Below are 23129 nucleotides of genomic sequence, written 5' to 3'. Positions count from 1 at the left end.
TGGTTTTTTATTGGTACAGAGGAGGACCTTGTCATGGCAGAAGAAAAGCAAGCGATTGATCCATTGGCGATTGCACAAGAGAGAGAAGTCATCCTTTTTAAGGGACATAAAATGAAGGTACTTGCCATTCACACGAATAGCGTAGTTGCTGAATTTCTAGATTACCCGATTCCAGGTGAGGAAGAAACGTATCCCCATTCAAGAACCGTCATCAACCACCGCAATTATGAGCGAACATTCAAAACGGTTGATGGTGAAGTAATTACACTAGAGGATGAAGAATCGTAAGCGTTGAAACAATAGAAGTGGATGTAACGGTACACGAAAACAGGTAAAAGCCATTTTTACCTGTTTTTTGCATGGTCGGCATCTCCCGTCACCCTGTCATGATTCTGTAAATAGGTCGACAGACAATTGCTTTAATACAGCGATCGCCTTTCGGACTGGTAATCTCGATAGCTTGAACTCATCGGACAACACCTCTTCGATCTCTTGTTCAGACTCTAGCATAGTAACGACTGTTTCACCGTTATCATATCGAACGGTCAGGCGCGAATTAACGAGCGATACACTACGCTTTTGATCTGGCTGATAGAGGTGACATCTTAAGATCGACATAAATGTGGTGCCGAGTTGATATGAACGTTCAAGAGCAGGTAAAAAATCATTAATAGTTTTTTTATCATGAGAATGAAAGTACCACGTGTTGCCGCTTTGTTTCCCATCGATTATGCGAATATATTTATAATTGAATGGGGGGGTGTCATCCGGTTGGAGAAGCACTACATCACGGCCAAACCGGGTCGAGGTTGTAGCAGGCCCCTCCAAACGTACAGGACTAAACAAAGGGGCAGTGGCACCGCAGTCTACATAAAATGGCTCGTCGTCCATTTGGACAATGATTCCTAGGTGTTCTCCACCAAGCATCACCGGATAGGTATCAAAGCCCAGTGCTTGTAATAGGCGAAAGAGATTTGCGTTCAAAGTATAACATGTTCCTCCATAATGGTAGCTTTTATAGTGTGAAAGAAATTGCTCCATTGTGGGGATGCCTATTTGTCGATTCCTAAAGAATAGAAGCTTGCTTATATTTTCAAACGGGAACGTACTTAAATGAGCTTGGCATATACGTGCTAAATAATCATATGACGGTTGGTTGATTGGTAATTGCAAGAGAGACAAATAGTTTTTGACACAGTTAAGTTGATAGTCCACCGTTTCCTCTCCTTGTTTTGGCTATGATGGGTTGTTCAGAAGTCTCTAGTAGCATACAAGTTCGCATATTTCCATTAGACGACTATTCAGTTGTTTGGGCAGCTGCTGACCTAGCCGCTGGATGAGACGAAGGGCCCAAGATGCTAATGTTTGAAATTTGCTAGAGCAAGGGAGAGATTATTTACTTTTACGACCGCTGGCGACGGTGCTGCACCTTCCTTAGAGGTTTCTCTTTTGTCAATGATAAAAGGCATCACTGGACATCTTAGATAATCTAAACATGATCGTTTGAATCGATGGCAGCTGCTCTAACCGGTAATATCCCGACAACGTGTAATATCATCGGGATGTTTCATGGAAGTCTATCCTAGTTTTAGCTCTGTTTGCACCGGGGCAAGCTTCACGCGAATCCCACAACGAGCGAGGGTGTCTATGATCAAATCGGCAGGTGTCGTTAGTACAAGGCTGTTTAAAGAAAAAGAGGAAATAGCCTCAATCTCAGTCGTAATCGTGGCAAGTTCCTTGCTTATGATCACACTTTCCTCACCAGCGACTAGTTTTTTGTAATATCGTTTGTACTTTGGATCTAGATCTTCTATTTGTTCATATAGTGTTTCAATCGTTCCGTATTGCTGGATTAAAGGAAGGGCCGATTTTTCTCCGACACCGGGGCACCCAGGGATGTTGTCACTTTTATCACCAAGTAATGCTTTGACGTCGACCCATTGAGCAGGACTAATGTTGTAGTCGTTCCTAAAATCCTCTTCTGTGTAGATCAGGTCCTTACCTTTACTGGAAATGATCTGTGATGTGGATTTAGAGAGCAGTTGTAATAAATCACGATCATTGCTGTAAATGAAGCAATGGCCTTTCTCTTCCTTCGCCCAACGGCAGGCGAAAGCACCGATCGTATCGTCTGCTTCGTATGGTGGAATCGTCACTTGAGCGACGCCGATCTCCTCTAACAGTGAGGTAGCCGTTTCATATTGTTCAATTAAAGCTTCTGGCAGTTCTCCGCGAGAGGCTTTATAAAAAGCGAATGCTTGTCTTCTATGGCTATCTTCCCGCTTCACATCCCATGCGACAGCCACATGGGTCACGTTGTGCTCACGAATGAGCTGAAAAAGTTTTGGGAAAAACACCCGCAATGCGTTAATGTAGTAGCCAGCTTCATTGCGAGGTAACTGGGCTTCGTCTTTTCCATAGGATGTAGCGAAATAACCGCGGCTCAGCAAATTAAAGCCATCGATTAACAATAGAACAGGTGAGTGCACTTGAAAAACTCCTCTTTGTTAAAGTTCAAATCTTTTTTCTATTGTACCATGGATGGCGGGCATCTGTTTAATCAACTAAAGAAATCTGCGATTGTAAGAGCCTAGGGGCGACAGTAGGACCGTATAAGTTAAAACGAAAATTTTTTATGCCTTCTTAACACAAAAAGAAAGCCCGCGCTAAATGACGCGGGTTTTACGCGAAAGTGAACGATTGTTGAACGACATCATAATCGACATGAATGGCGTTGATGCTTTCTTCATCGATCAGCTTTTCGGTTATGCTGTCCTCGACATGGTCTTGAATTGCCCGGCGCAATGGTCTCGCGCCAAATGCACGGTCAGAGCCAATTTTAACGAGTTGTGCTTTTGCTTTCTCAGAGACAGTAAGGGATATATCTTGTTCAGCTAGACGGTCTCCTAAGTCTTGTAGCATCAAGTCAACAATTCGCATAAGATCTTCCTCTGTGAGATGGTTAAACTCAATAATCGCATCAAGACGGTTTAAGAATTCAGGTTTAAAGTATTGGTTGATTTGTTCAAGAATTCCGGCTTTATTTTGTGTTTCCACATTCTTCTCAAAGCCGACGGTTATTTTTTTGACACCAACACCTGCGTTGGACGTCATAATGATCACCGTATCTTTAAAGGAGACGGCTCGGCCTTGACTGTCAGTGAGACGTCCGTCCTCAAGGATTTGCAAGAACATATGCTGAACATCAGGGTGCGCTTTTTCAATTTCATCAAGCAAAATGATGCTGTAAGGCTTACGGCGAACTTGCTCTGTTAATTGGCCGCCTTCGTCATGTCCGACATAACCTGGAGGTGATCCAATTAGTTTAGAGACAGAGTGTTTTTCCATAAACTCACTCATATCGAGGCGGATCATCGCTTCTTTTGAGCCAAACAATTCTTGGGCTAGTGTTTTCGTCAGTTCCGTTTTACCAACACCTGTTGGTCCTACAAACATAAAGCTAATCGGGCGATTTTTCGGCTTCAATCCAGCACGGCTCCGTTTGATCGCTTTTGCTACTTTTTCAACCGCTTCTGCCTGACCAATCACTTGTCTAGCGAGACGGTTGTGCAAATCTTTCATTTTCGTTTGCTCTGCTTTTTGCAGCTTGCGAACAGGAATGCCTGTCCGTTTTTCAATGAGCCCTTGAATGTCTGCAACAGTAACTTCAGTTTTTTCCGCACGGTTTTCATTCATTTGCTTGTGTAACAAATTTTCCTCATCACGGAGTTTGGCTGCGCGTTCATAATCTTCTTGTGCCGTCGCCTGTTGTTTTTCTTTTGTGATTTCAGCAAGGCGTTCCTTTAGTTCATCAAGGGTCGTAGGACCAGATGTAAGAGTGAGCGCTGAGCCAATCTCATCCATTAAATCAATCGCTTTATCTGGCAAGAAACGATCTTGAATGTATCGATCGGATAAGCGAACGCACGCTTCAAGCACATCATCAGGGTAGCTTACGTGATGATAAGCTTCATAGATGGGTCGCACCCCTTTTAAAATCTCAATCGCTGCTTCAAGTGTCGGCTCCTTAACTGTGATTGGTTGAAAGCGACGTTCAAGGGCCGGATCTTTTTCAATTTTACGGTATTCGTTTAAAGTAGTTGCACCAATGATCTGCAATTGTCCTCTAGCAAGGGCGGGTTTCAGGATATTTCCGGCATCCATTGAGCCTTCAGACGTAGCACCTGCACCTACGACCATATGGATTTCATCGATAAAGAGGATGACGTCGTCCCGCGCTTCTAGTTCACGGACGAGTTGCTCCATCTTTTCTTCAAATTGGCCGCGATAGCTCGTTCCTGCCACGAGAGAGGATAGCTCAAGTTCGTACACTTCCTTGTTTTTCATTTTCGCCGGAACGTTGCCTTCGGCGATTCGTCGAGCAAAGCCTTCGACAATCGCCGTTTTCCCGACACCAGCTTCTCCAATCAGCACAGGGTTATTTTTCGTACGGCGGCATAAAATTTGGATCAGCCGTTCAACCTCTTGGTCACGTCCAATAACAGGGTCGATTTGTCCTGCTTTTGCTTCTGCCGTTACATTTCGACCATGCTGATCTAAAAAACCACCTCCGCTATGATTTGTTTTTGATTTCATTGCGATAGGGCTTACAGGTTGATCGCTTCCATTCATGGAAGAAGAAGTAGAACCGATCCATTGCTTAAACATGTCGTCAAATGAAGAAAAGTCGGAGAAACCAAATGGCTGCTCGATCTGTTGATAGCAGCTTGAACAAACATGAAGTTGTTGACTGGATTGATTAATCTTTACGTGCAAAGTGACAGTCGCTTCATTGGTTTGACATTGTTGACATTTCATCATACATACCTCCTCATTTATTTTTTTGACTTTGATTAACTTTGACCTTTTAAATATACGAAATTTGACTTTGACTATCTTTGACTATTAATTTAACGAAGGAATTCAAAGTTGTCAAGGATTTTTAAAAAGAAATTTTTGGAGATATTGTTAGAAAACCAATCAAAACATTCGATGGAAGTGACTAGATTTGCTACAGTAGAAGAAGGAACTGAAGGAGGAAAGACGATGGACCTTTTGACATGTGAGACGGAAGCGCAGCGACTTACGGTAACGAAAAAAGTGGCCTCAGCGTTTCAAGAGGGGGCGCGAATTCATGATCAGGAAAGCACGTTCCCGTTTGCTCATATTGAAGCGTTGAAAAAGATTGGCTATCCTAGCTTGGCGTTGCCGAGGACTTTCGGTGGCCTAGAAATAACACTGCTTGAAATGATGAAACATCAAGAAACGATTGCCCGTTTTGATGGTGCAACAGCTTTGTCGATTGGCTGGCACGTCGGTCAAATCTTTCAATGGAGGGCTACTGCACAGTGGAAAAAGCCGGAGTACCGCTTGATTTGTGAGCAAATCCCAAACAAGCAAATTCTATTGAATTCAGCGGCGACAGAAAAAGCGACAGGCAGTCCAGCCCGCGGCGGGAAGCCCACGACGACAGCGACAAAAAGTGGAGAAGAGTGGGTTATCCAAGGGAGAAAGACGTTTACGAGTATGGCACCAGCGTTGGATTACGCGTTGGTGACGGCCACCATTGCAGGTGAAAATGAAGTGGGGCAATTTTTAGTCCCGATGAACGCAAGAGGTGTCACGATTGATGAGACGTGGAACATGGTTGGCATGCGGGCTACATCAAGTCACGACCTTGTCCTTGATCATGTTCGTTTACCGTTAGAAGCGCTTATGGAACGAATAGAGCCTGGAATGAAAAAAGCAGCAGGTTGGCTTCTTCATATTCCGGCATGCTATCTTGGCATTAGTCAGGCGGCTTATGATGAGGCGATTCGCTTTGCGAAGCAGTATTCACCAAATACACTAGACGGAACGATTTCAACGTTACCCCATGTACAGCAAAAAATCGGAGAAATGGCGATGCTTCTTATGCAAAGTCGCACCATTCTTCATTCGGTTGCTAGACAGTGGGATGAAAGCTCTGACTTGGAGCGAGAGGAAATGAAAAGGGAGCTAGCGATGGCAAAAGTAACGGTTATCAATAACGGACTGAGTGTCGTGGATATAGCGATGCGTATTGTTGGTGCTCACAGTTTGCATATGGATCATGATTTGCAACGGTACTATCGTGATATGCGCGCTGGCTTGCACAATCCTCCGAGCGAGGATATGACGATCGCCATGTTAGCAAAGGAAGCCCTACGTGATGAGTAGAAGAGCTTACTTAAAAGCGGTCCCCTTCATAACTGGGGATCGCTTTTAAGTAGGGATGGGAAAACTGTAGGTGAATTCCCGATAGTTCCTATCAATGGAAGGGATGTCCGTGATTTCGTTATCTCCGTTGCATCGATTTTCCATTTCTAATGAACGTGTAAAACCTTAGTATTTGATGAAATACGGATTTTTGCCTTTTACGCTGTATACGATAATATATGGTAGTTTATGGATGTTGTTTTTTGCTCCAGGTCTTTGGATGAGCATACAAACAGCCGACATATCTCATACGATGGTTGTCGTATATCTGGGCTTATTTCCTACTGTCGTTCCCTACTTTGCCATTGCGTATGTAACGATGAAGGCGGGAGCATCTAAAGCAACGATTATTTTGTACATCACCCCTGTTCTCGCCATGGTTCTATCTTGGCTATGGCTACACGAAATTCCAGGATATGTTTCGGTCGTTGGTGGTATTTTAACATTAACGGGTGTGTTGTTTGCAACAAGCGACATGCATAAAGGTGACAGAAAAAAGCCATCGAAAAAAACGAGCGTAACACTGTAGTTTCTGAGTCTTAGGAAAGGGAGCAAAATAATTTACAGATGTTAAGTTTAATGCTAAACTGATGTGGAAAGAACGGAGGTGGCTAGTCGGTGAACGAACGAAGAAATGAACGTCTAGGCATTTTACTCTGGTTTCGACTGGCGAGATTTTATTTACAGAGCAATAAGCGATCCAACCAACATTTAAAAAAGTGGGGGCTTTCAATCTCCCAATTTGACCTTCTTGTTCAAATTGGAACGCACCAGCCATTATCCCAGCAAGAGCTAGCAGAGCGTCTGCTCGTAACAAAGGGTAATATGACTCACGCTCTTGGAAAACTAGAAAAGCTCGGCCTTGTCAAAAGAGAGCAAGAATGGCGTACAAAACTGATTACGTTAACGGAGAAAGGGGAGAGCTTGCTAGCGGATGTTCTCCCGGAGCAACAACGATTTCAAGCGGCTCAATTTGATAGCTTAACGAATGAGGAACAACTAGAGCTGTTACGATTGTTGAAAAAGCTGCAAAAATCAAACAACGGTTTATCGTAATTTTATCGCGGTCAGTTTAATTTTAAACTTATGAGGAGTGACACACATGCAATTAAAACCACTTAAAGGGCAACACCATGTTTCTGCTATTACGGCAAAAGCTAAAGAAAACTATACGTTTTATACAAAGACGTTAGGTATGCGGCTCGTTAAGAAAACCGTTAACCAGGATGATACGTCAGTGTACCATTTGTTTTATGCAGATGAACGGGGAAACCCAGGTACTGATCTGACCTTTTTCGAAATTCCACATGCTGGGCAAACTTACCAAGGGACGAACAGTATTACGAAAACGTCGCTGCGAGTGCCGAGCGATGAGGCACTTCAGTATTGGCTCAAGCGATTTGACGAGTTTGGCATCGAACATGATGGCGTCTCACACCATACTGGACGTGCTACATTAGCGTTCCGTGATTTTGAAGGTCAGCGCTTGGAGCTTGTGTCTGATGAAAACAACGAAGGCGTTGCGAGTGGTATTCCATGGAAGGAGAGCCCTGTCCCGGAAGCATATGCGATTCGTGGTCTTGGGCCGGTTACACTAACGGTTTCAAGACCTGAGCTGACAGAGAAAATTTTAATTGATGTGATGGGATATCGTGAAAAAGGGAGCTACCCGTCTCTAGTGGAAGGTCAACCTGATGTAAAAGTGTTTGAAACTGGAGAAGGTGGAACTGGAGCAGAGGTACACCTAGAAACCCGTAAAGATATTGGTCGAGAACGACCAGGAAGAGGGAGCGTCCATCACGTAGCATTTCGGGTTGAATCTAAGGAAGAGTTAGAGAAATGGGTAGATTACATTACGAACATCGGGTTGCCGAACTCAGGATTTGTCGAACGTTATTATTTCCGTTCCCTTTATTTTAGAGAGCCAAATGGCATTTTATTTGAGCTTGCCACGGACGGCCCAGGGTTTGAAGGGGATGAACCATTCGAAACATTAGGTGAAAGCTTAGCCTTGCCGCCATATTTAGAGCCTCAGCGTGAGACGATTGAAAAAAACTTAAAGCCACTTGATACAGCGCAATCTTAAAAGGAGGAGAGACGGGATGAAGCATATTTTTCGAAAAGGGGCAGATCCAAATGCCCCGACCCTTTTACTATTACACGGGACCGGAGGAAATGAACATGACTTAGTCCCACTTGCGGAAATGATAAGTCCAGGCTCCTCCATTTTGGGTGTAAGAGGCAACGTACTTGAAAATGGGATGCCTCGTTTCTTTCGCCGTATCGCGGAAGGGGTATTTGACGAAGAGGATTTAGTTATCCGCACTAAGGAGCTTCACGAGTTTTTAGATGATGCTGTAAGAGAGCATGCAATTAATCGTAACCGGCTTGTTGCCATCGGCTATTCTAATGGTGCGAACATCGCAGCTAGCCTGCTGTATCATTACGAGCAACCTTTGATGGGAGCCATTTTGTTTAAAGCCATGGTGCCATTACGGAACAGGACAGTACCGGACCTTCAGCAAATGCCGATTTTTATCGGTGCTGGAAAATATGACCCACTCATTCCACAAACAGAAACGAAGGAGCTCATCAACACCTTGACGAATGCAGGTGCAAATGTTTACGAGCAATGGATTGACGGGGGCCATCAGTTAACTCGCGAAGAGGTGGAGCGAGCGAAGGAATGGTTTAACAAACAGTTTTTAGAAGCATAATATGACAGGAAGAGGGGAAATCGAGAAAAGAATAAAGTGAGAGGTGATTGTCATGGGAACAGAGCAAGAAATACAAGAAACGAAGGATCTGGTCATGGCCCAATTGGAAAATGTGATCGATCCTGAACTTGGAATTGATATCGTCAATCTCGGTCTCGTGTATGACATACTTGTAGATGCCGAGTGGAATGTGACCGTTGTAATGACATTAACTTCCATGGGGTGCCCGTTAGCAGGAGTCATTCACGATCAAGTAAAGCAAACCCTCTCAGAATTACAAGAACTAAAGGAAATTGGAGACGTAGATGTAAACATCGTGTGGAATCCACCATGGACAAAAGACAAAATGTCACGCTATGCCAAGATTGCCTTGGGAGTCGCTGACTAATTTTGATTAAGATTGGGACAAAAACTAGCCAAATGTAATATAAAAGGTTCGGACCATCAAAATAAAATGCTCCGAACCTTTTTTTGTTGATTCATGGAGCCACCGACCAGGCTGCACTGTATTTTTCAATCAATTTTCGCCAAATAAATGAAAGTGCTTATTGGCGTTGGCTTCCCTCCCTTGAGCTAGCCTCATCATACGAATACTGTCAAGCTGCCTTTTAGAGTATATGCATTACCACTTTTCCAAGTTGATTGTCAAAATCACGAGACGCCTGCGGGAAAAGCAAGGGCTGAAGATCCATCGGGGGCTTTCCCCCAATTGGCTGAAGCCTTACCCGCGGCAAGCGAGTGTATTTTGAAACAATCCACCCTATATGTTTTTTCCTAGACTCTTTTCATTGTTAAGAAGAGGTAACGATTATTTCGAAAAATCACAAGTCCACGTACTATTGGGAAGTTTTAAGAGAAGTACAGCTAATCCTTTCTGCCACTTGTCAAGTTTTCTTGATCGGGTCATGAATGATTTTTGCAACGTCCAACCATGCTAAACAGGAGAATGAAAATAACATCTCAGAAAGGGAGATGGCTGTGCAATTGTTTTTGGCACCAGAGATGATAAAAGCGGATGCGCAAGTGCTGAATGTGATCACCGATAAAGAAGAAGCGATTGGTTATTTAGCTTATCTTCAGTTCGACACCAACCTTTATGTTTACGGTCATCTGCAAGAAGTGGGAGCAAAAGGTGATTTTCACGATGTGGTGAAGCCGTATATTCAAGGGTTGCAAGCGACATTCAACGATTGTGATTTGTATACGTCCATTTCGGTTGGTGGAGAAACTCTTCAGCTTGACATCGATAGCGAATCTGGAAAATAAGGAGGGGAGCCCAAATGAAGGCGAGTCAGGCTGAATCTGAAAAAATGCTAAAGTGGTGGGAACTCTCTCTCCTTGGGGTCGGCTGTATCATTGGAACAGGCTTTTTTCTTGGTTCGAGCATTGCGATCCAGATGGCCGGCCCGTCTGTATTGCTCGCATTTATTTTAGCAGGAATCGGTACATATATTGTTTTTGATGCATTGGCACAAATGACGTCTGCTGACCCTGAGAAAGGATCGTTTCGTTCTTATGCTAAAAAAGCCTACGGCCGATGGGCTGGGTTTACGAGTGGATGGGTGTATTGGGCCTCAGAAATGTTAATTATGGGGAGTCAGCTAACGGCTCTGTCGATTTTTTCTCGTTTCTGGTTTCCAGATGTTCCGCTGTGGATTTTCGCCAGTGGCTTCGCCGTTCTTGGCATCATCGTCATTTTGACTGGCTCGAAAGGGTTTGACAGAATCGAAAATCTGTTTGCAGTTATGAAGGTAGCGGCAATCGTCATGTTTATTGCTCTGGCCATTTTAGCTTTGTTTGGGGTTTTTCGCGCTGGCCCTGAAGGTGCAGGTATACCGAGGACTTGGAACGGTTTATTTCCTGAAGGGTTTCTTGGACTCTGGCCAGCCCTCATTTTCGGTTTTTATGCCTTTGGCGGGATTGAAATTATGGGGTTGCTTGCCAATCGTTTGGAGGAAAAAGGGGATGCAGCAAAATCAGGGCGTGCCATGCTGCTGTTGCTTACGTTTCTATACGTCGTTTCTGTTGGACTGGCCCTCATTCTCGTCCCCCTCAATCGCTTTAATACGGAGACAAGTCCATTTATTACTGCATTGAAGCCATACGGTTTACCGATCGTGTCCCATTTGTTTAATGGCGTCTTGATTATTGCTGGCTTTTCTACTATGGTAGCCTCTTTATTTGCTGTGACGAGTATTTTAGTGACATTGGCCGCAGATAAAGATGCCCCTAATCTGTTTGCCAAAAAAGTAAAAAATAAAATAGCTCTCCCAGCCATCGGACTAACGGCGATCGGGATGGCGTTATCCGTCGTGTTGTCGTTGCTTATCCCCGGTCGAATTTACGAATACTTTACGACGGCAGCGGGACTCATGCTCTTATATAACTGGCTATTTATCATCGCCTCGTCAGGGAAGTTAATTCAGTACAGTTTAACGAAGCGTTGGATTGGCACCTTGTTCATTTTGTTAGCTGTAATCGGGACGTTGTTTCACCGAACAAGTAGGCCGGGTTTTTTGTTTAGTCTTGGGTTTTTAGTTGTAATCGGAATTGTGACCCTCATAATGAAAAAGCGCTGGAAGCAAGAGGAGGGCGATGAAAAAAAACGCCCTTCCATATTTGTGAAGTTAAAACCAAATTCTGAATGATGATCAACCGAACAATACCCGGCAGGCTTGAAGGCCGAAATAGACACCAAACCCAATCAGAGTAAGACCAGATAGGATAGAAACGATTTTGAGGCGGGCAGGTGTAAGCATATGCCTTGCCCCGCTCGCGATTCCTGCCATTGCCACATCCCACAGCAGCAAACCAATTAAAATCGCACTGCTATAAAAAACTAGCTGTGCAGGTCCGTATACGGAAGCCGTTTTGGCTAAAACAGAGCCAAAAATACCGAGCCAGAACAAAATCGTTAATGGGTTTGAAATGGACATGAGAAAGCCATATATAAATGATTTTCGGTACGTTTCACTTGTCCTCATATTCGTTGCTTCCTTTAAATGATTTACTGAGCTGATCGTTTCGATCCCTGTATAGACTAGTACAAAAAAGCCAAAAAGCCAAAGAAAAGTTTGCATAAACGGGAGTTGCAAAAAGTGCACAAGGCCGAAAAATACGAGGAGCATGTAGATCACATCAGCCGTTATGGCTCCTAATCCAACAAGCCAGGCGTGAAAAAAACCGTTTTTAATTCCCCTATCTAGCTGAGCGGCATTCACGGGTCCGATTGGAGCAGCTAACGATAAACCTAATAAAACATAACTCATAAAAATGGCCACGATAAATCACCACCAAACCTGTCCTTCTTCTATCCCCATATGTATTCATCATTTGATGGTTGTACAACTAGAAAAAAACAGAAAGACCCTTATACGAAAATATGATAGAATAATAACGTTTAACAATAGTATTAAAAGTATAGTCCATACAAAAGGAGTACAGTTCAAATGAAAGGATCAAAATCGTTCATTCAGCGACTAACAAAACCTGAGAGCCTCGGTGATTGGAGCGTGCTTGTAGGAATGTTTGTGGTGGCCGCTGTTATGTTAACATTTGCCGTTCGGTTCGATATAGTGTTTCGCGTCCTTGTTCTCGTATGGCTTGGAGTCCTCACTGTTTCGATTCAAATGAATGTAGCTAAGAGCAAGAGTGATAAAGAGGTTGAACAATCAGTTGGGGAGGTTGAGACGGACGAGGCCGGTGAAGAACAACCAACGATTATCTACGAAAAAGAGATTAGCCAACGTCTCGAACAAGTGGACTTGGACCGAACTCAGCTCTTCGAAGAGTTGCTAACGAAGGCTCAACTAGATGAGGCAGAGAAAAATCAATATCGGTCCAAAATGAAGGAAAAAGATTCGGAAATGTCGACCTTGATGAAAGATCTTATTTCCGCGAAAAATCGAATTCAACAAGCGGTTCTAGATACGAAAAAATATTTTATTAAAGTGGATCCGATGAAAGAGCTCGTGCAACATCTTGACTCAGAATTGATCATGTCTGGAGACATATCAGCTATTAATGAAGAATTGAAAAAGATAGAATCGCAGTTAGGAGAAGAAATCGTCAACAACTTAGTGGAAGCCGGTTACGTAGATTTCGAATTCAATTTAACGAGAAATGGCTATAAGGCGTTAACGAAACGAATGTCAGAGCAATAATATGGAAAGTGAAAAGCTGTACTTCTTATGAAGTGTAGCTTTTTTACATTAAGGGGGTTAACTCCTAAAAAGAATGATGCCAAGCTTGCGTCAGAAAAATGGAAACAATAACTTTTATGTTTACAAATGTTCGTTTTAGTTCGATAATAGAAAAGAAGAATTCGAGCGAAAGTGGAGGAATAGGATGCTATCTGTCGAACGTCACGAAAAAATTCTAGAATGGTTAGAAAAGAATAAAGCGGTCAAAGTGTCAGATTTAAGCAGAGAACTCCAGGTAAGTGAAAAGACGATTCGCATCGACCTTGTCCATTTAGAAAAGAAAGGTTTGCTGAAACGGATACACGGGGGAGCTGTGCCTCTTGATGACGAGGGGCGAATTTTTCCGATTAACGAACGACAATCGAAGCACAACTTAGCGAAGCAGGCGATTGCTGGTGAAGCAATCAAGCGAATTCAACCAAATGAAACGATTCTTATGGATGGAGGAAGCACGACCCTTGCAGTTGCAAAGCAATTAGGGGCGTTTCCAGTCACGATCATTACGAATGATGTAAGGATTGCTGCGGAATTGATCTCTAAAGAGAAAGTACAATTAATGGTCCTTGGTGGAACACGTATCGGGACTTCATCTTCACTCTTTAGCCCAGAGTCTTCCGAGCTCTTAAAGCGTATTCGCGTCAATCGCTTATTTTTTGGAGCAACCGGTATTTCAATTGAGCACGGATTGACTGTGCTTAACAGCCTGCATGTGGAATGGAAAAAGCAAGTACTTCGCTGCGCTGAACGGGTTACTCTTCTCGTTGACTCGACTAAGTTCGAAAAGGTTGGATTAATTCAGTTTGCCACCATCGAAGAGGTCGATGAAATCATTACGGATATGAACCTAGATTCAGCCATTAAGAAAAGATTAGAGACTTTAGGCAGAACGATTTTTTATGCACCGATAGAGCAAAAGAATGATTGAATGCGGTTTCCCTTCATGCTATAATCGAACTATAACGAACCTTATCGAACAAAAAAAGGAGGTACCTAGCATGCAATTATTCTCTTTAGAAGGGAAGATCGCGTTAGTTACGGGAGCTAGCCGTGGGCTTGGGCAAGGGATGGCCGTTGGACTTGCAGAGGCTGGAGCGGATGTTATTGGCGCTGGGATTAGTGATATGTCTGAAACGCGACAGCAGATCGAATCTTTAGGTCGAACCTTTTACGAGCTGAAAGCAGATCTATTTGAGGAAGGGGCCGGAAAGCAATTAATCGCTGATGCGATTGAAAAGGCAGGACGTATCGATATTCTCGTCAACAATGCGGGGATTATACGGCGCAACGAAGCAGAGGCTTTCACCGATAAAGATTGGAATGATGTCATCAATGTCAATTTAAATGCTGTATTTCAAATGTGCCGCGAAGCAGGGAATCATATGATCGAAAACGGGTTTGGACGGATTATCAACATTGCCTCTATGCTTTCGTTTCAAGGTGGACTCAGAGTTCCTGCCTATACGGCTAGCAAACATGCCATCGCTGGACTTACGAAGTCTCTTGCCAACGAGTGGTCAAAAAAAGGAGTCAATGTAAACGCCATTGCCCCAGGGTATATGGTGACAGATAATACGGCAGCGCTTCGTGCCGATGAGGTGAGAAACGCCTATATTACGTCACGAATTCCAAAAGGTGAGTGGGGAACGCCTGCCGATTTAAAAGGACCGGTTGTCTTTCTCGCATCGGAAGCATCAAGCTATGTTAACGGCCATATTTTGTGTGTAGATGGCGGTTGGATGAGTTCATAGTTTCGTTGAAAGCGTTATCTTTTTTTGATCATATTCATAGGGAGTGTTTAATAGATGGAAAATCGGTATGCGACTAGTCCAGAAGATGTAAAACGTTACACGACAGATAAGCTTAGGCAAGAATTTTTAGTCGAATCGCTTTTTACTCCTGGCGAAATTCAGATGGTTTACACCCATTTTGACCGTACGGTGATCGGGGGAGCGATCCCAATGAAGGAGCCGCTAGCATTGGATGCAGGTGATTTCCTAAAAACCGATTATTTCCTTGAGCGGCGCGAGGTCGGAATTATTAACATAGGGCCGAAGGGGAAAGTGATTGTGGATGGAGACGAATATACGTTGAACAAGAGAGACTGCTTGTATATTGGACTCGGTAAGCGAGATGTGTCCTTTCATAGTGAGGATTCATCCAATCCTGCCCGCTTCTATTTTGTCTCGGCCCTTGCTCACCATGAGTATCCAACTAAAGTTTTACCGATTGAAGAAGCAGTTCCGACTAAGCTCGGTTCAGATGCTGAATCGAACAATCGGACAATCTACAAATACATTCATTCTGAAGGAATTCAAAGCTGTCAGTTAATGATGGGAATGACCCTTTTAGAGCCAAATAATATGTGGAATACGATGCCAGCCCACATCCATGATCGACGTAACGAAGTATACTTATACTTTGATATGGAGGATGACTCCCGTGTGTTTCATTTTATGGGACAGCCCCATGAAACACGCCACCTCGTTGTGAAAAATGAGCAGGCAGTGATTTCTCCACCCTGGTCGATTCACTCTGGTGTTGGCACTGCGAACTATACATTCATTTGGGCAATGGCTGGTGAAAATTACACATTTACCGATATGGAATTTATTAAAATGGAAGATTTGCGATAGGGGCTTCGCCTCGAAGCTATGCATTCACGAAAATAACATCCGATGGGCAGTTGCTCTTCCCATCGGATGATTTTCTTTTACCATTGAATCGCTTTCCCTGATTCTGCCGATTGATATAGGCCTTGAATGAGACGCTGGATCACAATTCCTTGCTCAGGAGTAGCGAGTGGCTGTTCTAGACGGAAGCAACAATCAACGAAATGTTTAATCTCTCGTTCATGATGGTTGTACGTTGGTAAATAAACCGGTGTGATATCAAGTAAAGTACGATGTTTTTCTTGATAGATGGAAAGGGGAAACAAGTCAGCCCCTCCTTTATCACCAAAAAAGGAGACATTCATATGATCCTGCTCTTTCACATTGGCAGCAAACGCTGTTTCGATCGTAAGGGAAGCGCCATTTTTAAACGTGATCATCCCAACAGCCATATCTTCAATCGAAAACTGCTGCCAATTCCACTCACCTAACAGACCAACCCCCTCTTTAGTCCCGATCTTCCGATGGGTTTGCCCAAGAATGGTTGCTGGTTCTGGAAAGCCCATTACATATAAAGCGGTATCCAGCATATGGACACCAATATCGATAAGTGGACCCCCACCTTGAAGCTCCTTGTTTGTAAACACACCCCAGCCTGGGATCCCTCTGCGGCGAATCGCTTGAACACGGACATGATAAATCTCTCCTAATTCACCTTCATCGACAAAACGTTTTAACGTTTCTACTTCAGGGGAATGACGATAGTGGAAGCCATACGTTAAAAGGTTTCCCGTTTCCTTTGCTGCAGCTTCCATTTGCTTGGCATCTTCTACGGTAATCGCTGGTGGTTTTTCGCAAAGGACGTGACAGCCTGCATGTAATGCCTCAATTGTTAGCTCCCTATGAAAAGCATTAGGTGTACAAATGCTCACAGCATCTAATTCAACTTCCTGCATCATCCGGGAGGCATCGTTATACACATATGGAATTGAGAACTGTTCTGCCGCAGCTTGTGCATGTTTAGGTTGTACATCTGTAATAGCAACGAGTTCTACTTGATCTTTTAAGGATAAATAGCTAGGGATATGTACAGTTCGGGCAATCCCTCCAGCTCCAATAATTCCAACGCGCAGCTTTTTTTGTTCCATTTGGCTTGCTCCTCTCTCCAACTGAGATATGGGTGTAAGCGTCATCAACTAAACGTGAAGCAAACTCCCTTTAATGGCTTCTCTTCATCGTTTTGATTGTAGCTTAGTGGAAGTTTTTAGTCAATGAAACAAAAGAGTTGCTATTTTAGCTGAGTTGGGTGTATAGTTAGGAAGGAATTTTGTTAGGGGGCTAACTAAATGAATAAAGATTTTGATGATAAGGTAGGTTATCACATCAGTGTTGCAGCCCATTTGATGCGAAATCGTCACAATGATTATTTATCTACCTATGGGCTAACAGTTGCACAAACAAAGGTGCTCTCCCTTTTGGCGAGGAAAGGGGATCTAAGTCAAGGGAACTTACAAAAGAAGCTGTTAATCAAAGGATCTACGATGAATGGAATCATTGAATCGATGCTAAAGCGTGAACTAATTGTGAAAAAGGATAATGCTCGAGATAAAAGACAGAAAGTGATCTCATTAACGGAAAAAGGAGAAGAACTTCAGGCGATTTTATGGGATAACTTATTAGCTTTTGAAGAGCAGCTAATGGAAGGCTTCTCTCAAGAGGAGAAGCAGCTGTTTCTCGTATGGATAAAAAAAGTAATTGCAAATCTAGAAAAAGGTCGTGAAGCAGATGGAACAAAAGCAACAAAGTGAAAGATTAGGGACCGAAGCGATTCCTAAATTACTGAGAAGTTTATCGATCCCAGCGATGATCGGAATGTTCGTCATGGCTCTTTACAATGTGGTGGATACGATTTTTATCTCATACGCGGTTGGAATTGAAGGTGTTGCAGGTGTAACGATTGCCTTTCCAATTATGATGATCATGATGTCAATGGCAGGGGCATTAGGGATTGGTGGGGCTTCGGTCATTTCAAGACGTTTAGGAGAACGGCGCGGCGAGGAAGCGAACCAAGTGTTTGGAAATATTTTGACTGTCATTCTCGTTCTCAGTGTAATCGGATTTATTTCCGCGTTCACATTGCTTGGACCAGCTTTACAATTGTTTGGTGCTACGTCAGTAACCCAAGGGTACGCGACCGATTATTTATTCCCTATTCTTTTAGGCTCTATTTTTTTCTTCTTTGCCTTTGCTGCAAACAATATCATTCGTTCAGAGGGAAATGCGACATTTGCGATGGTTACGATGATCGTCCCCGCTGTCCTAAATATTCTGCTAGACGTCTTGTTTATTTTCGGTTTGAACATGGGCGTGCTTGGGGCGTCTATTGCGACAGTGATTGCCCAGGCTTCTGTCACAGGCTTGGTTCTTCGCTATTTTTTAACAGGGAAAAGTACACTCTCCCTTCATTGGTCTGATCTTCGTATGAAAGGTTCTGTCATAAAAGAAGTGTGTCTTGTTGGATTACCAGCGTTCGTACAACAATCATCTGCTAGTTTGATGATGATCGCGATCAACAGTATGCTCCTTCGTTTTGGTAGTGATTTTTACGTAGGTGTTTTTGGGCTCGTTCAGCGTATTATGATGTTTGTCATGATGCCAATGATGGGAATTATGCAAGCCATGCAGCCAATTGTTGGTTATAACTATGGAGCCAAACAATATTCCCGATTACGAGAAACGGTGATGCTTGGATTTAAGGTTGCGACCATTTTCTCCATCGGCATCTTTGCTTTACTTATGCTGTTTCCTGAAGCATTGCTACGGGTCTTCACAGCAGATCGTGAAGTGATTCAAGCGGGTGTTAGCGCGATGCACATTCTCTTTTGTGTCACCTTTTTAATTGGTGCGCAAATTGTAGCGGGAGGATTGTATCAGTCGCTCGGCAAGCCAAAGCAAGCGTTGATCCTTTCCTTATCACGACAGATCATCTTCTTGATTCCGCTTGTATTAATCTTACCGCACATCTTCGGTCTTTCAGGTGTTTGGTGGGCATTCCCAATTGCGGATGTGCTTTCGTTTATTCTAACCGTGGTCTTACTGTACCGAGACCGAAACGTCTTTTTCTTGAAGACAAAAGAGGAAAGGGAATTGGACTTAGTTAAGACCGCCTCTTCTACGTGAGAAGCAGACTATACTGCTTCTTTTTGTTTTCCCTTATAGCGGCAAGGTGAGCTTATAAGCAGCGTGACTTGTCAAAAGCACACAATCGTTTAAACTGTTAGTAACCATTCTTTATGAGGAGAAAAAGGAGGGGCTATTCTATGGGGAACGCACTTTCAGGTTACAAAGTGGTTCTTGCCGGAACACGAAAAACAGACGAAATGTCTACATTGATTGAAAAACAGGGAGGAACCCCGTTGGTTCGGTCGTTGCAGGGAACGGTTTTCCGAGCCGACGATGAAGTACTAAAAGACCTTGAAACGTTTATTTCAAAAGGGGCAGATTGGGCTATTCTCACGACAGGGATCGGTACAAATACTTTAGTCGAGCTTGCCGAGCGAATCGGAAAAAAAGATGAGTTTCTTGCAAGACTGAAGGAAGCCAATATTGCTGCCAGAGGTTACAAAACAAAGAATGTCATTAAACAATTAGGACTTCAAGCAGAAGTGGTCGATAATGACGGAACTGTAAGCGGGCTCGTAGCCGCAATGGAAGGTGCAGACGTGACAGGAAAGCGGGTCATGGTACAGTTGCATGGAGAAAATGCGCCGAAGCTTCTGGCCTTTTTAGAGGAAAAAGGAGCCGATATTCAAACGTTGTTACCTTACCGACATACTCCAGCGAAAGAAGAAACGATGGCTCAATTTTTTCGAGAAATTGAGGAAAGGGCATTCGATGCTGTTTGTTTTACGGCAGCTATTCAAGTGCGGGAATTGTTTACGTATGCGAAAAAGAACAACATGAAAGACCTATTGGTAGAAGCGTTCCAACGCCACGTGATTGCCGTTTCCGTTGGTAAAGTGACGACGGAAGCGCTCCAAGATGAAGGAATTAAGCGAATTGTTGCACCTGAGCTCGAACGTATGGGGGCGATGATTGTCGCATTAGCTTCTTATGTTCAAGAAGAGAAGTCGAGATGACTTCTCTTCTTTTAAAGGGTAGGAGTATCGCTTTTTTCATTAGAAAAACAAGAGCCCGAAGGCAGTCGCTACAATTAGTCCAATACATACAGGGATAAAGCTCCTTCTTACCATTTCGATGATCGGGACCTTGGCAAAGCCGGCAATGGCAATGATTGGTGACCAAGCGACGAGTGTGCCGCCTCCAACCCAAATGGCGCCTACTTGGCCAATCGAGGCTAAGGTAGCGACATCCATTCCTGTTGTATGACCGAGGGCAACAGAAAGGGTTCCGACGAGGGGAAGACCCGAGAAGCCAGAGCCATCAAGGCCGGAAATCATTCCTAAAATCAAAATCGCAAAACCAGAGACGAATGGGTGTTCAGGGATGACGAGCTGACTTGCCTGAACGAGATCAAACAAAAACGCAGGGGCATCTTGACCGCTAGGAATATTTAAAATGCTAGCAGCATGATTGTTACTGCCGATCAAGAAAAAGCCAGCAATCGGAATGACGAGTCCCATCACTTTAAAAGCAAACACAAAGCCATTCGTCAAATGATCGCTCACATGCTTCAAGACTGTTCGGTAGTCATACGACGCTGTTGCTGCAATGAGCAGTAAAATCGCAATTCCGCCAATTAATGCCGCTCCTGCTCCACTGGCAATTGAAGGGACGAGACTCGTAAATGTGGCGAGGATCACGTAAACGATAATCCCTAAAAAGGTTAATGGTACGAGACACGCATAGATGAAGCTATGTCGTCCAGAACGAACCTTCATTCGATCGTCCGCCCTCTGTACACCACCACTACCTGCTTCTTTTTGCTCCCATTTTGTTAACAACCTCGGTGAGGCTGAGCGAATGTGACGTCGTCCTTGAAAATAAACAATTAACAGTGAAACGGCGCCAGCAATTAAGGAGAGAATTAATGTTTTATCTGTAATTTCTGTCACATCAACACCGGCGGCTGTGGCCGTAAGAGCAGGAGCTGCTTGGATGACAAAGTCTGATGAAAGAGCCATCCCATGTCCAGCTAGAGAGATTGCTAATGCGGATGTCATCGCTGGTAAACCTGAGCGGATGGCCACCGGAATTAACAATGCCCCGATCAGTGGCACAGCCGGGGCAGGCCAGAAGAAAAGGGAGAGGGTATAGGTAACAAAGACGAGAATAAAAAACGAGACATGGCCATTGATCATTACTTTTTGAAAAGGAATAATCATTTGCTTATCAGAGCCTATTGACTTCAATGCATCAAGCAAAGCCGTCATGATGGCGATAATTAAAAAGATGTTAAACAATGCTCCGGCCGCTGTCAAACTACCGTTAAACGTGGTTTGTAATCCTTGCATAAATGAACCGCTATATGTCCAACCGATCAAGAACGTCATGAGGAGAGCGGGCACGACGACATTTTGTCTAAACAGCATCGTTAAGATAATGATGCACGTGCCTGCTAAGTAAAGCCAGTGGGCGACTGTTAAGTCCATCTTGATCGTCTCTCCTTTCCAGGTTTCATCTTGAGTTAAGATCATCTTATGTCAAGGAGAAATGAAGGGTGTCAGAGTGGTTTACGATCATAATCTTATGTAAATTGAAAGGGGAAAGGAATTTGTGCTACATCATGTAGAAATCAATGTTGATCATTTAGAAGAATCTATCGAGTTTTGGGATTGGCTTTTGGGAGAGCTAGGATACGAAGACTATCAAAGCTGGTCAAGAGGAAAGAGCTATAAACATGGCAAAACGTATCTTGTCTTTGTGCAGACAGAAGACCGCTTTCAAACTTCAACGTTTCACCGAAAACGAACAGGGCTTAACCATCTTGCGTTCCATGCACCATCACGTGAGAAAGTGGACGAACTCACGCAAAAATTAAAAGAAAGAGGCGATCCGATTCTTTATGAGGATCGACATCCATTCGCCGGAGGGCCGAATCATTATGCCGTGTTTTGTGAAGATCCTAACCGAATAAAAGTTGAGATTGTGGCACCGTAACGAGGGGATAGGGAAACATGCGAAAAAGCTTAGAGCGGAGTTTATTGGGAAAGCAAACGGAAGCGAGAAGAGGATCAATAGCTTACCAAACGATTTCGGTTCCGCTAAGTGTGAGCAAATTTGTTTTCTTTTCTTCCATTTTGTTAGAAAATGAAGACGATCTCTAAAAAAAGGAGGATCTATGATGGCAAACAGCTTACAAGCAACGACTACCTTACATAACGGCGTGAAAATGCCTTGGTTTGGCCTTGGTGTGTTTAAAGTAAGTGAAGGGGATGAAGTGATCCAGTCGGTAAAAGATGCTATCAGGGCTGGATACAAAAGTATTGACACGGCAGCTGTATACGGGAATGAGGAAGGAGTAGGCAAAGCGATTGCTGAATCTGGAGTCCCGCGTGAGGAGCTCTTCATCACATCAAAAGTATGGAATGCAGATCAGGGGTTTGATTCTACGATTTCGGCGTTTAACACAAGTTTGAAAAAGCTTGGCCTTGATTATCTGGATCTATACTTAGTTCATTGGCCGGTGAAAGGCAAGTATGTCGAGACATGGAAAGCTCTAGAGAAACTGTATCAAGATGGGCTTGTTCGTGCAATCGGCGTAAGCAACTTCCAAGTGCATCATCTGAAAGACGTCCTAGAGGCAGGGTCGATTGTTCCGATGGTCAATCAAGTGGAGTATCATCCTCATTTAACGCAAACAGAGCTTCATGACTTTTGTAAGCAAAACAAAATCCAATTGGAAGCCTGGTCTCCATTGAAGCAAGGTCAGTTGTTAAATGATCCTACAATTGTAGCCATTGCAGAAGCGCATCAGAAAACACCCGCACAAATCATTTTACGTTGGGATTTACAAAATGAAGTCGTCACGATTCCTAAATCGGTTAAAAAAGACAGAATCATTAGCAATGCCGATATTTTTGATTTCCAACTGACCGAGGAAGACATGCAGAAAATAAACGAGTTGAACAAAAATGAACGGGTAGGCCCTGATCCAGACAACTTTGATTTTTAAACGTAAGGGAAGCACCGCCCGCTTAGTGGGAGAGACGCGTGACACGAACGTAACGATCCGAAATAAGGTTGAATAAAACGAGGCCTCGATTGTGCTGATCCTAAATCGAGGTTTCTTTAGTATGATGATTAAGCGTAGTGTTCTATACGGATGAAAATGCAGATAAACAATCAGCTTTGCCATTAAGACTGGCCAGTAAGCTAAATTTTTTAAGAAGAAGGGATGAGAC

General features: G+C 43.6%; 25 protein-coding genes. 19 read left to right on the top strand and 6 right to left on the bottom strand.

Annotation, left to right across the window (positions count from 1 at the left end):
- Window positions 1-33 precede the first annotated feature (33 nt).
- On the top strand, window positions 34-288 hold the full coding sequence (locus tag FED51_RS11230; RefSeq protein WP_010898339.1) for a DUF2187 family protein: 255 nt from the start codon (window positions 34-36) through the stop codon (window positions 286-288).
- 96 nt (window positions 289-384) lie between these two features.
- On the opposite strand, the gene FED51_RS11225 is transcribed toward FED51_RS11230, so the two are convergent.
- The 3 genes from FED51_RS11225 to FED51_RS11215 form a co-directional block, all read right to left on the bottom strand.
- Window positions 385-1215, bottom strand: coding sequence for an arylamine N-acetyltransferase (locus FED51_RS11225; RefSeq protein WP_053431072.1), 831 nt, complete (start codon window positions 1213-1215; stop codon window positions 385-387).
- A gap of 362 nt (window positions 1216-1577) precedes the next feature.
- The gene (locus FED51_RS11220; protein WP_053431073.1) at window positions 1578-2489 is read right to left on the bottom strand and encodes a 5'-3' exonuclease; all 912 of its coding nucleotides are present in this window, start codon (window positions 2487-2489) and stop codon (window positions 1578-1580) included.
- A gap of 193 nt (window positions 2490-2682) precedes the next feature.
- Entirely contained in the window at window positions 2683-4818 is a 2136-nt protein-coding gene (locus FED51_RS11215) for an ATP-dependent Clp protease ATP-binding subunit (RefSeq protein WP_053431074.1), read from the bottom strand.
- Window positions 4819-5046: 228 nt separating this feature from the next.
- On the opposite strand from FED51_RS11215, the gene FED51_RS11210 reads away from it, so the two are divergent.
- The 8 genes from FED51_RS11210 to FED51_RS11175 all read left to right on the top strand — a co-directional run bounded on the left by FED51_RS11210 (window position 5047) and on the right by FED51_RS11175 (window position 11602).
- Window positions 5047-6198 carry an acyl-CoA dehydrogenase family protein gene (locus tag FED51_RS11210; RefSeq protein WP_053431966.1) on the top strand — a complete coding sequence of 384 codons (1152 nt, stop codon included), beginning with the start codon at window positions 5047-5049 and terminating at the stop codon, window positions 6196-6198.
- A gap of 175 nt (window positions 6199-6373) precedes the next feature.
- Window positions 6374-6766: a DMT family transporter gene (locus FED51_RS11205; RefSeq protein ID WP_083445516.1), complete on the top strand. Its 393-nt coding sequence runs from the start codon at window positions 6374-6376 to the stop codon at window positions 6764-6766.
- 89 nt (window positions 6767-6855) lie between these two features.
- A complete protein-coding gene (locus FED51_RS11200) occupies window positions 6856-7293 on the top strand; it encodes a MarR family winged helix-turn-helix transcriptional regulator (protein WP_010898333.1) in 438 nt (145 codons plus the stop codon).
- A 46-nt stretch (window positions 7294-7339) separates the two neighbouring features.
- Window positions 7340-8323, top strand: coding sequence for a ring-cleaving dioxygenase (locus tag FED51_RS11195; RefSeq protein ID WP_053431076.1), 984 nt, complete (start codon window positions 7340-7342; stop codon window positions 8321-8323).
- Between the two features lie 16 nt (window positions 8324-8339).
- Complete coding sequence (locus tag FED51_RS11190) at window positions 8340-8954, top strand: alpha/beta hydrolase (protein ID WP_053431077.1); 615 nt, start codon at window positions 8340-8342, stop codon at window positions 8952-8954.
- Between the two features lie 52 nt (window positions 8955-9006).
- Window positions 9007-9342: a metal-sulfur cluster assembly factor gene (locus tag FED51_RS11185; protein ID WP_053431078.1), complete on the top strand. Its 336-nt coding sequence runs from the start codon at window positions 9007-9009 to the stop codon at window positions 9340-9342.
- A 590-nt stretch (window positions 9343-9932) separates the two neighbouring features.
- Window positions 9933-10220 (top strand): hypothetical protein, encoded by a 288-nt coding sequence (locus tag FED51_RS11180; RefSeq protein ID WP_041821576.1) that lies wholly within the window; start codon window positions 9933-9935, stop codon window positions 10218-10220.
- A gap of 14 nt (window positions 10221-10234) precedes the next feature.
- Window positions 10235-11602 carry an amino acid permease gene (locus FED51_RS11175; RefSeq protein WP_053431079.1) on the top strand — a complete coding sequence of 456 codons (1368 nt, stop codon included), beginning with the start codon at window positions 10235-10237 and terminating at the stop codon, window positions 11600-11602.
- A 3-nt stretch (window positions 11603-11605) separates the two neighbouring features.
- Here the strand turns inward: FED51_RS11175 and FED51_RS11170 are convergent, their stop codons facing one another.
- Entirely contained in the window at window positions 11606-12235 is a 630-nt protein-coding gene (locus FED51_RS11170) for a LysE family transporter (RefSeq protein WP_010898327.1), read from the bottom strand.
- 168 nt (window positions 12236-12403) lie between these two features.
- Here FED51_RS11170 and FED51_RS11165 point away from each other — a divergent pair, with 168 nt between their 5' ends.
- From FED51_RS11165 to kduI, 4 genes are all read left to right on the top strand, one after another.
- Window positions 12404-13117, top strand: coding sequence for a hypothetical protein (locus tag FED51_RS11165; protein WP_010898326.1), 714 nt, complete (start codon window positions 12404-12406; stop codon window positions 13115-13117).
- A gap of 184 nt (window positions 13118-13301) precedes the next feature.
- Window positions 13302-14081, top strand: coding sequence for a DeoR/GlpR family DNA-binding transcription regulator (locus FED51_RS11160; protein ID WP_010898325.1), 780 nt, complete (start codon window positions 13302-13304; stop codon window positions 14079-14081).
- A 70-nt stretch (window positions 14082-14151) separates the two neighbouring features.
- The gene (gene kduD / locus FED51_RS11155) at window positions 14152-14904 is read left to right on the top strand and encodes a 2-dehydro-3-deoxy-D-gluconate 5-dehydrogenase KduD (RefSeq protein ID WP_010898324.1); all 753 of its coding nucleotides are present in this window, start codon (window positions 14152-14154) and stop codon (window positions 14902-14904) included.
- Between the two features lie 54 nt (window positions 14905-14958).
- Window positions 14959-15789: a 5-dehydro-4-deoxy-D-glucuronate isomerase gene (kduI, locus tag FED51_RS11150; RefSeq protein ID WP_010898323.1), complete on the top strand. Its 831-nt coding sequence runs from the start codon at window positions 14959-14961 to the stop codon at window positions 15787-15789.
- 77 nt (window positions 15790-15866) lie between these two features.
- On the opposite strand, the gene FED51_RS11145 is transcribed toward kduI, so the two are convergent.
- Window positions 15867-16913 (bottom strand): Gfo/Idh/MocA family protein, encoded by a 1047-nt coding sequence (locus tag FED51_RS11145; protein WP_010898322.1) that lies wholly within the window; start codon window positions 16911-16913, stop codon window positions 15867-15869.
- Window positions 16914-17111: 198 nt separating this feature from the next.
- Here FED51_RS11145 and FED51_RS11140 point away from each other — a divergent pair, with 198 nt between their 5' ends.
- The 3 genes from FED51_RS11140 to FED51_RS11130 all read left to right on the top strand — a co-directional run bounded on the left by FED51_RS11140 (window position 17112) and on the right by FED51_RS11130 (window position 19904).
- Entirely contained in the window at window positions 17112-17573 is a 462-nt protein-coding gene (locus FED51_RS11140; protein WP_010898321.1) for a MarR family winged helix-turn-helix transcriptional regulator, read from the top strand.
- Complete coding sequence (locus FED51_RS11135) at window positions 17551-18945, top strand: MATE family efflux transporter (RefSeq protein WP_010898320.1); 1395 nt, start codon at window positions 17551-17553, stop codon at window positions 18943-18945. Before FED51_RS11140 ends, FED51_RS11135 begins: the two co-directional genes overlap by 23 nt.
- Before the next feature lie 140 nt (window positions 18946-19085).
- The gene (locus FED51_RS11130; RefSeq protein ID WP_053431080.1) at window positions 19086-19904 is read left to right on the top strand and encodes a uroporphyrinogen-III synthase; all 819 of its coding nucleotides are present in this window, start codon (window positions 19086-19088) and stop codon (window positions 19902-19904) included.
- A gap of 39 nt (window positions 19905-19943) precedes the next feature.
- Here FED51_RS11130 and FED51_RS11125 read toward each other — a convergent pair whose 3' ends face one another.
- The gene (locus FED51_RS11125) at window positions 19944-21377 is read right to left on the bottom strand and encodes a hypothetical protein (protein ID WP_010898318.1); all 1434 of its coding nucleotides are present in this window, start codon (window positions 21375-21377) and stop codon (window positions 19944-19946) included.
- A 124-nt stretch (window positions 21378-21501) separates the two neighbouring features.
- Here FED51_RS11125 and FED51_RS11120 point away from each other — a divergent pair, with 124 nt between their 5' ends.
- From FED51_RS11120 to FED51_RS11115, 3 genes are read left to right on the top strand one after another with little or no spacing between them, the layout of a single operon-like run.
- Window positions 21502-21885 (top strand): VOC family protein, encoded by a 384-nt coding sequence (locus FED51_RS11120; RefSeq protein ID WP_053431081.1) that lies wholly within the window; start codon window positions 21502-21504, stop codon window positions 21883-21885.
- Between the two features lie 17 nt (window positions 21886-21902).
- Window positions 21903-22052: a hypothetical protein gene (locus FED51_RS21140; RefSeq protein ID WP_175414323.1), complete on the top strand. Its 150-nt coding sequence runs from the start codon at window positions 21903-21905 to the stop codon at window positions 22050-22052.
- A 14-nt stretch (window positions 22053-22066) separates the two neighbouring features.
- On the top strand, window positions 22067-22900 hold the full coding sequence (locus FED51_RS11115) for an aldo/keto reductase (RefSeq protein WP_083445517.1): 834 nt from the start codon (window positions 22067-22069) through the stop codon (window positions 22898-22900).
- Window positions 22901-23129: the final 229 nt, after the last annotated feature.

The organism is Halalkalibacterium halodurans (genome assembly GCF_005671335.1).
In the GTDB taxonomy this organism is placed as follows: domain Bacteria; phylum Bacillota; class Bacilli; order Bacillales; family Bacillaceae_D; genus Halalkalibacterium; species Halalkalibacterium halodurans.
This window is presented reverse-complemented; position numbering and strand designations above follow the sequence as displayed.

Coding starts and splice junctions, on each gene's coding strand:
- FED51_RS11215 (WP_053431074.1), bottom strand. CDS start 4,818: ATGAAATGTCAACAATGTCAAACCAATGAAGCGACTGTCACTTTGCAC.
- FED51_RS11230 (WP_010898339.1), top strand. CDS start 34: ATGGCAGAAGAAAAGCAAGCGATTGATCCATTGGCGATTGCACAAGAG.
- FED51_RS21140 (WP_175414323.1), top strand. CDS start 21,903: ATGCGAAAAAGCTTAGAGCGGAGTTTATTGGGAAAGCAAACGGAAGCG.
- FED51_RS11135 (WP_010898320.1), top strand. CDS start 17,551: ATGGAACAAAAGCAACAAAGTGAAAGATTAGGGACCGAAGCGATTCCT.
- FED51_RS11205 (WP_083445516.1), top strand. CDS start 6,374: ATGAAATACGGATTTTTGCCTTTTACGCTGTATACGATAATATATGGT.
- FED51_RS11130 (WP_053431080.1), top strand. CDS start 19,086: ATGGGGAACGCACTTTCAGGTTACAAAGTGGTTCTTGCCGGAACACGA.
- FED51_RS11140 (WP_010898321.1), top strand. CDS start 17,112: ATGAATAAAGATTTTGATGATAAGGTAGGTTATCACATCAGTGTTGCA.
- FED51_RS11195 (WP_053431076.1), top strand. CDS start 7,340: ATGCAATTAAAACCACTTAAAGGGCAACACCATGTTTCTGCTATTACG.
- FED51_RS11210 (WP_053431966.1), top strand. CDS start 5,047: ATGGACCTTTTGACATGTGAGACGGAAGCGCAGCGACTTACGGTAACG.
- kduI (WP_010898323.1), top strand. CDS start 14,959: ATGGAAAATCGGTATGCGACTAGTCCAGAAGATGTAAAACGTTACACG.
- FED51_RS11190 (WP_053431077.1), top strand. CDS start 8,340: ATGAAGCATATTTTTCGAAAAGGGGCAGATCCAAATGCCCCGACCCTT.
- FED51_RS11185 (WP_053431078.1), top strand. CDS start 9,007: ATGGGAACAGAGCAAGAAATACAAGAAACGAAGGATCTGGTCATGGCC.
- FED51_RS11145 (WP_010898322.1), bottom strand. CDS start 16,913: ATGGAACAAAAAAAGCTGCGCGTTGGAATTATTGGAGCTGGAGGGATT.
- kduD (WP_010898324.1), top strand. CDS start 14,152: ATGCAATTATTCTCTTTAGAAGGGAAGATCGCGTTAGTTACGGGAGCT.
- FED51_RS11125 (WP_010898318.1), bottom strand. CDS start 21,377: ATGGACTTAACAGTCGCCCACTGGCTTTACTTAGCAGGCACGTGCATC.
- FED51_RS11165 (WP_010898326.1), top strand. CDS start 12,404: ATGAAAGGATCAAAATCGTTCATTCAGCGACTAACAAAACCTGAGAGC.
- FED51_RS11160 (WP_010898325.1), top strand. CDS start 13,302: ATGCTATCTGTCGAACGTCACGAAAAAATTCTAGAATGGTTAGAAAAG.
- FED51_RS11175 (WP_053431079.1), top strand. CDS start 10,235: ATGAAGGCGAGTCAGGCTGAATCTGAAAAAATGCTAAAGTGGTGGGAA.
- FED51_RS11115 (WP_083445517.1), top strand. CDS start 22,067: ATGATGGCAAACAGCTTACAAGCAACGACTACCTTACATAACGGCGTG.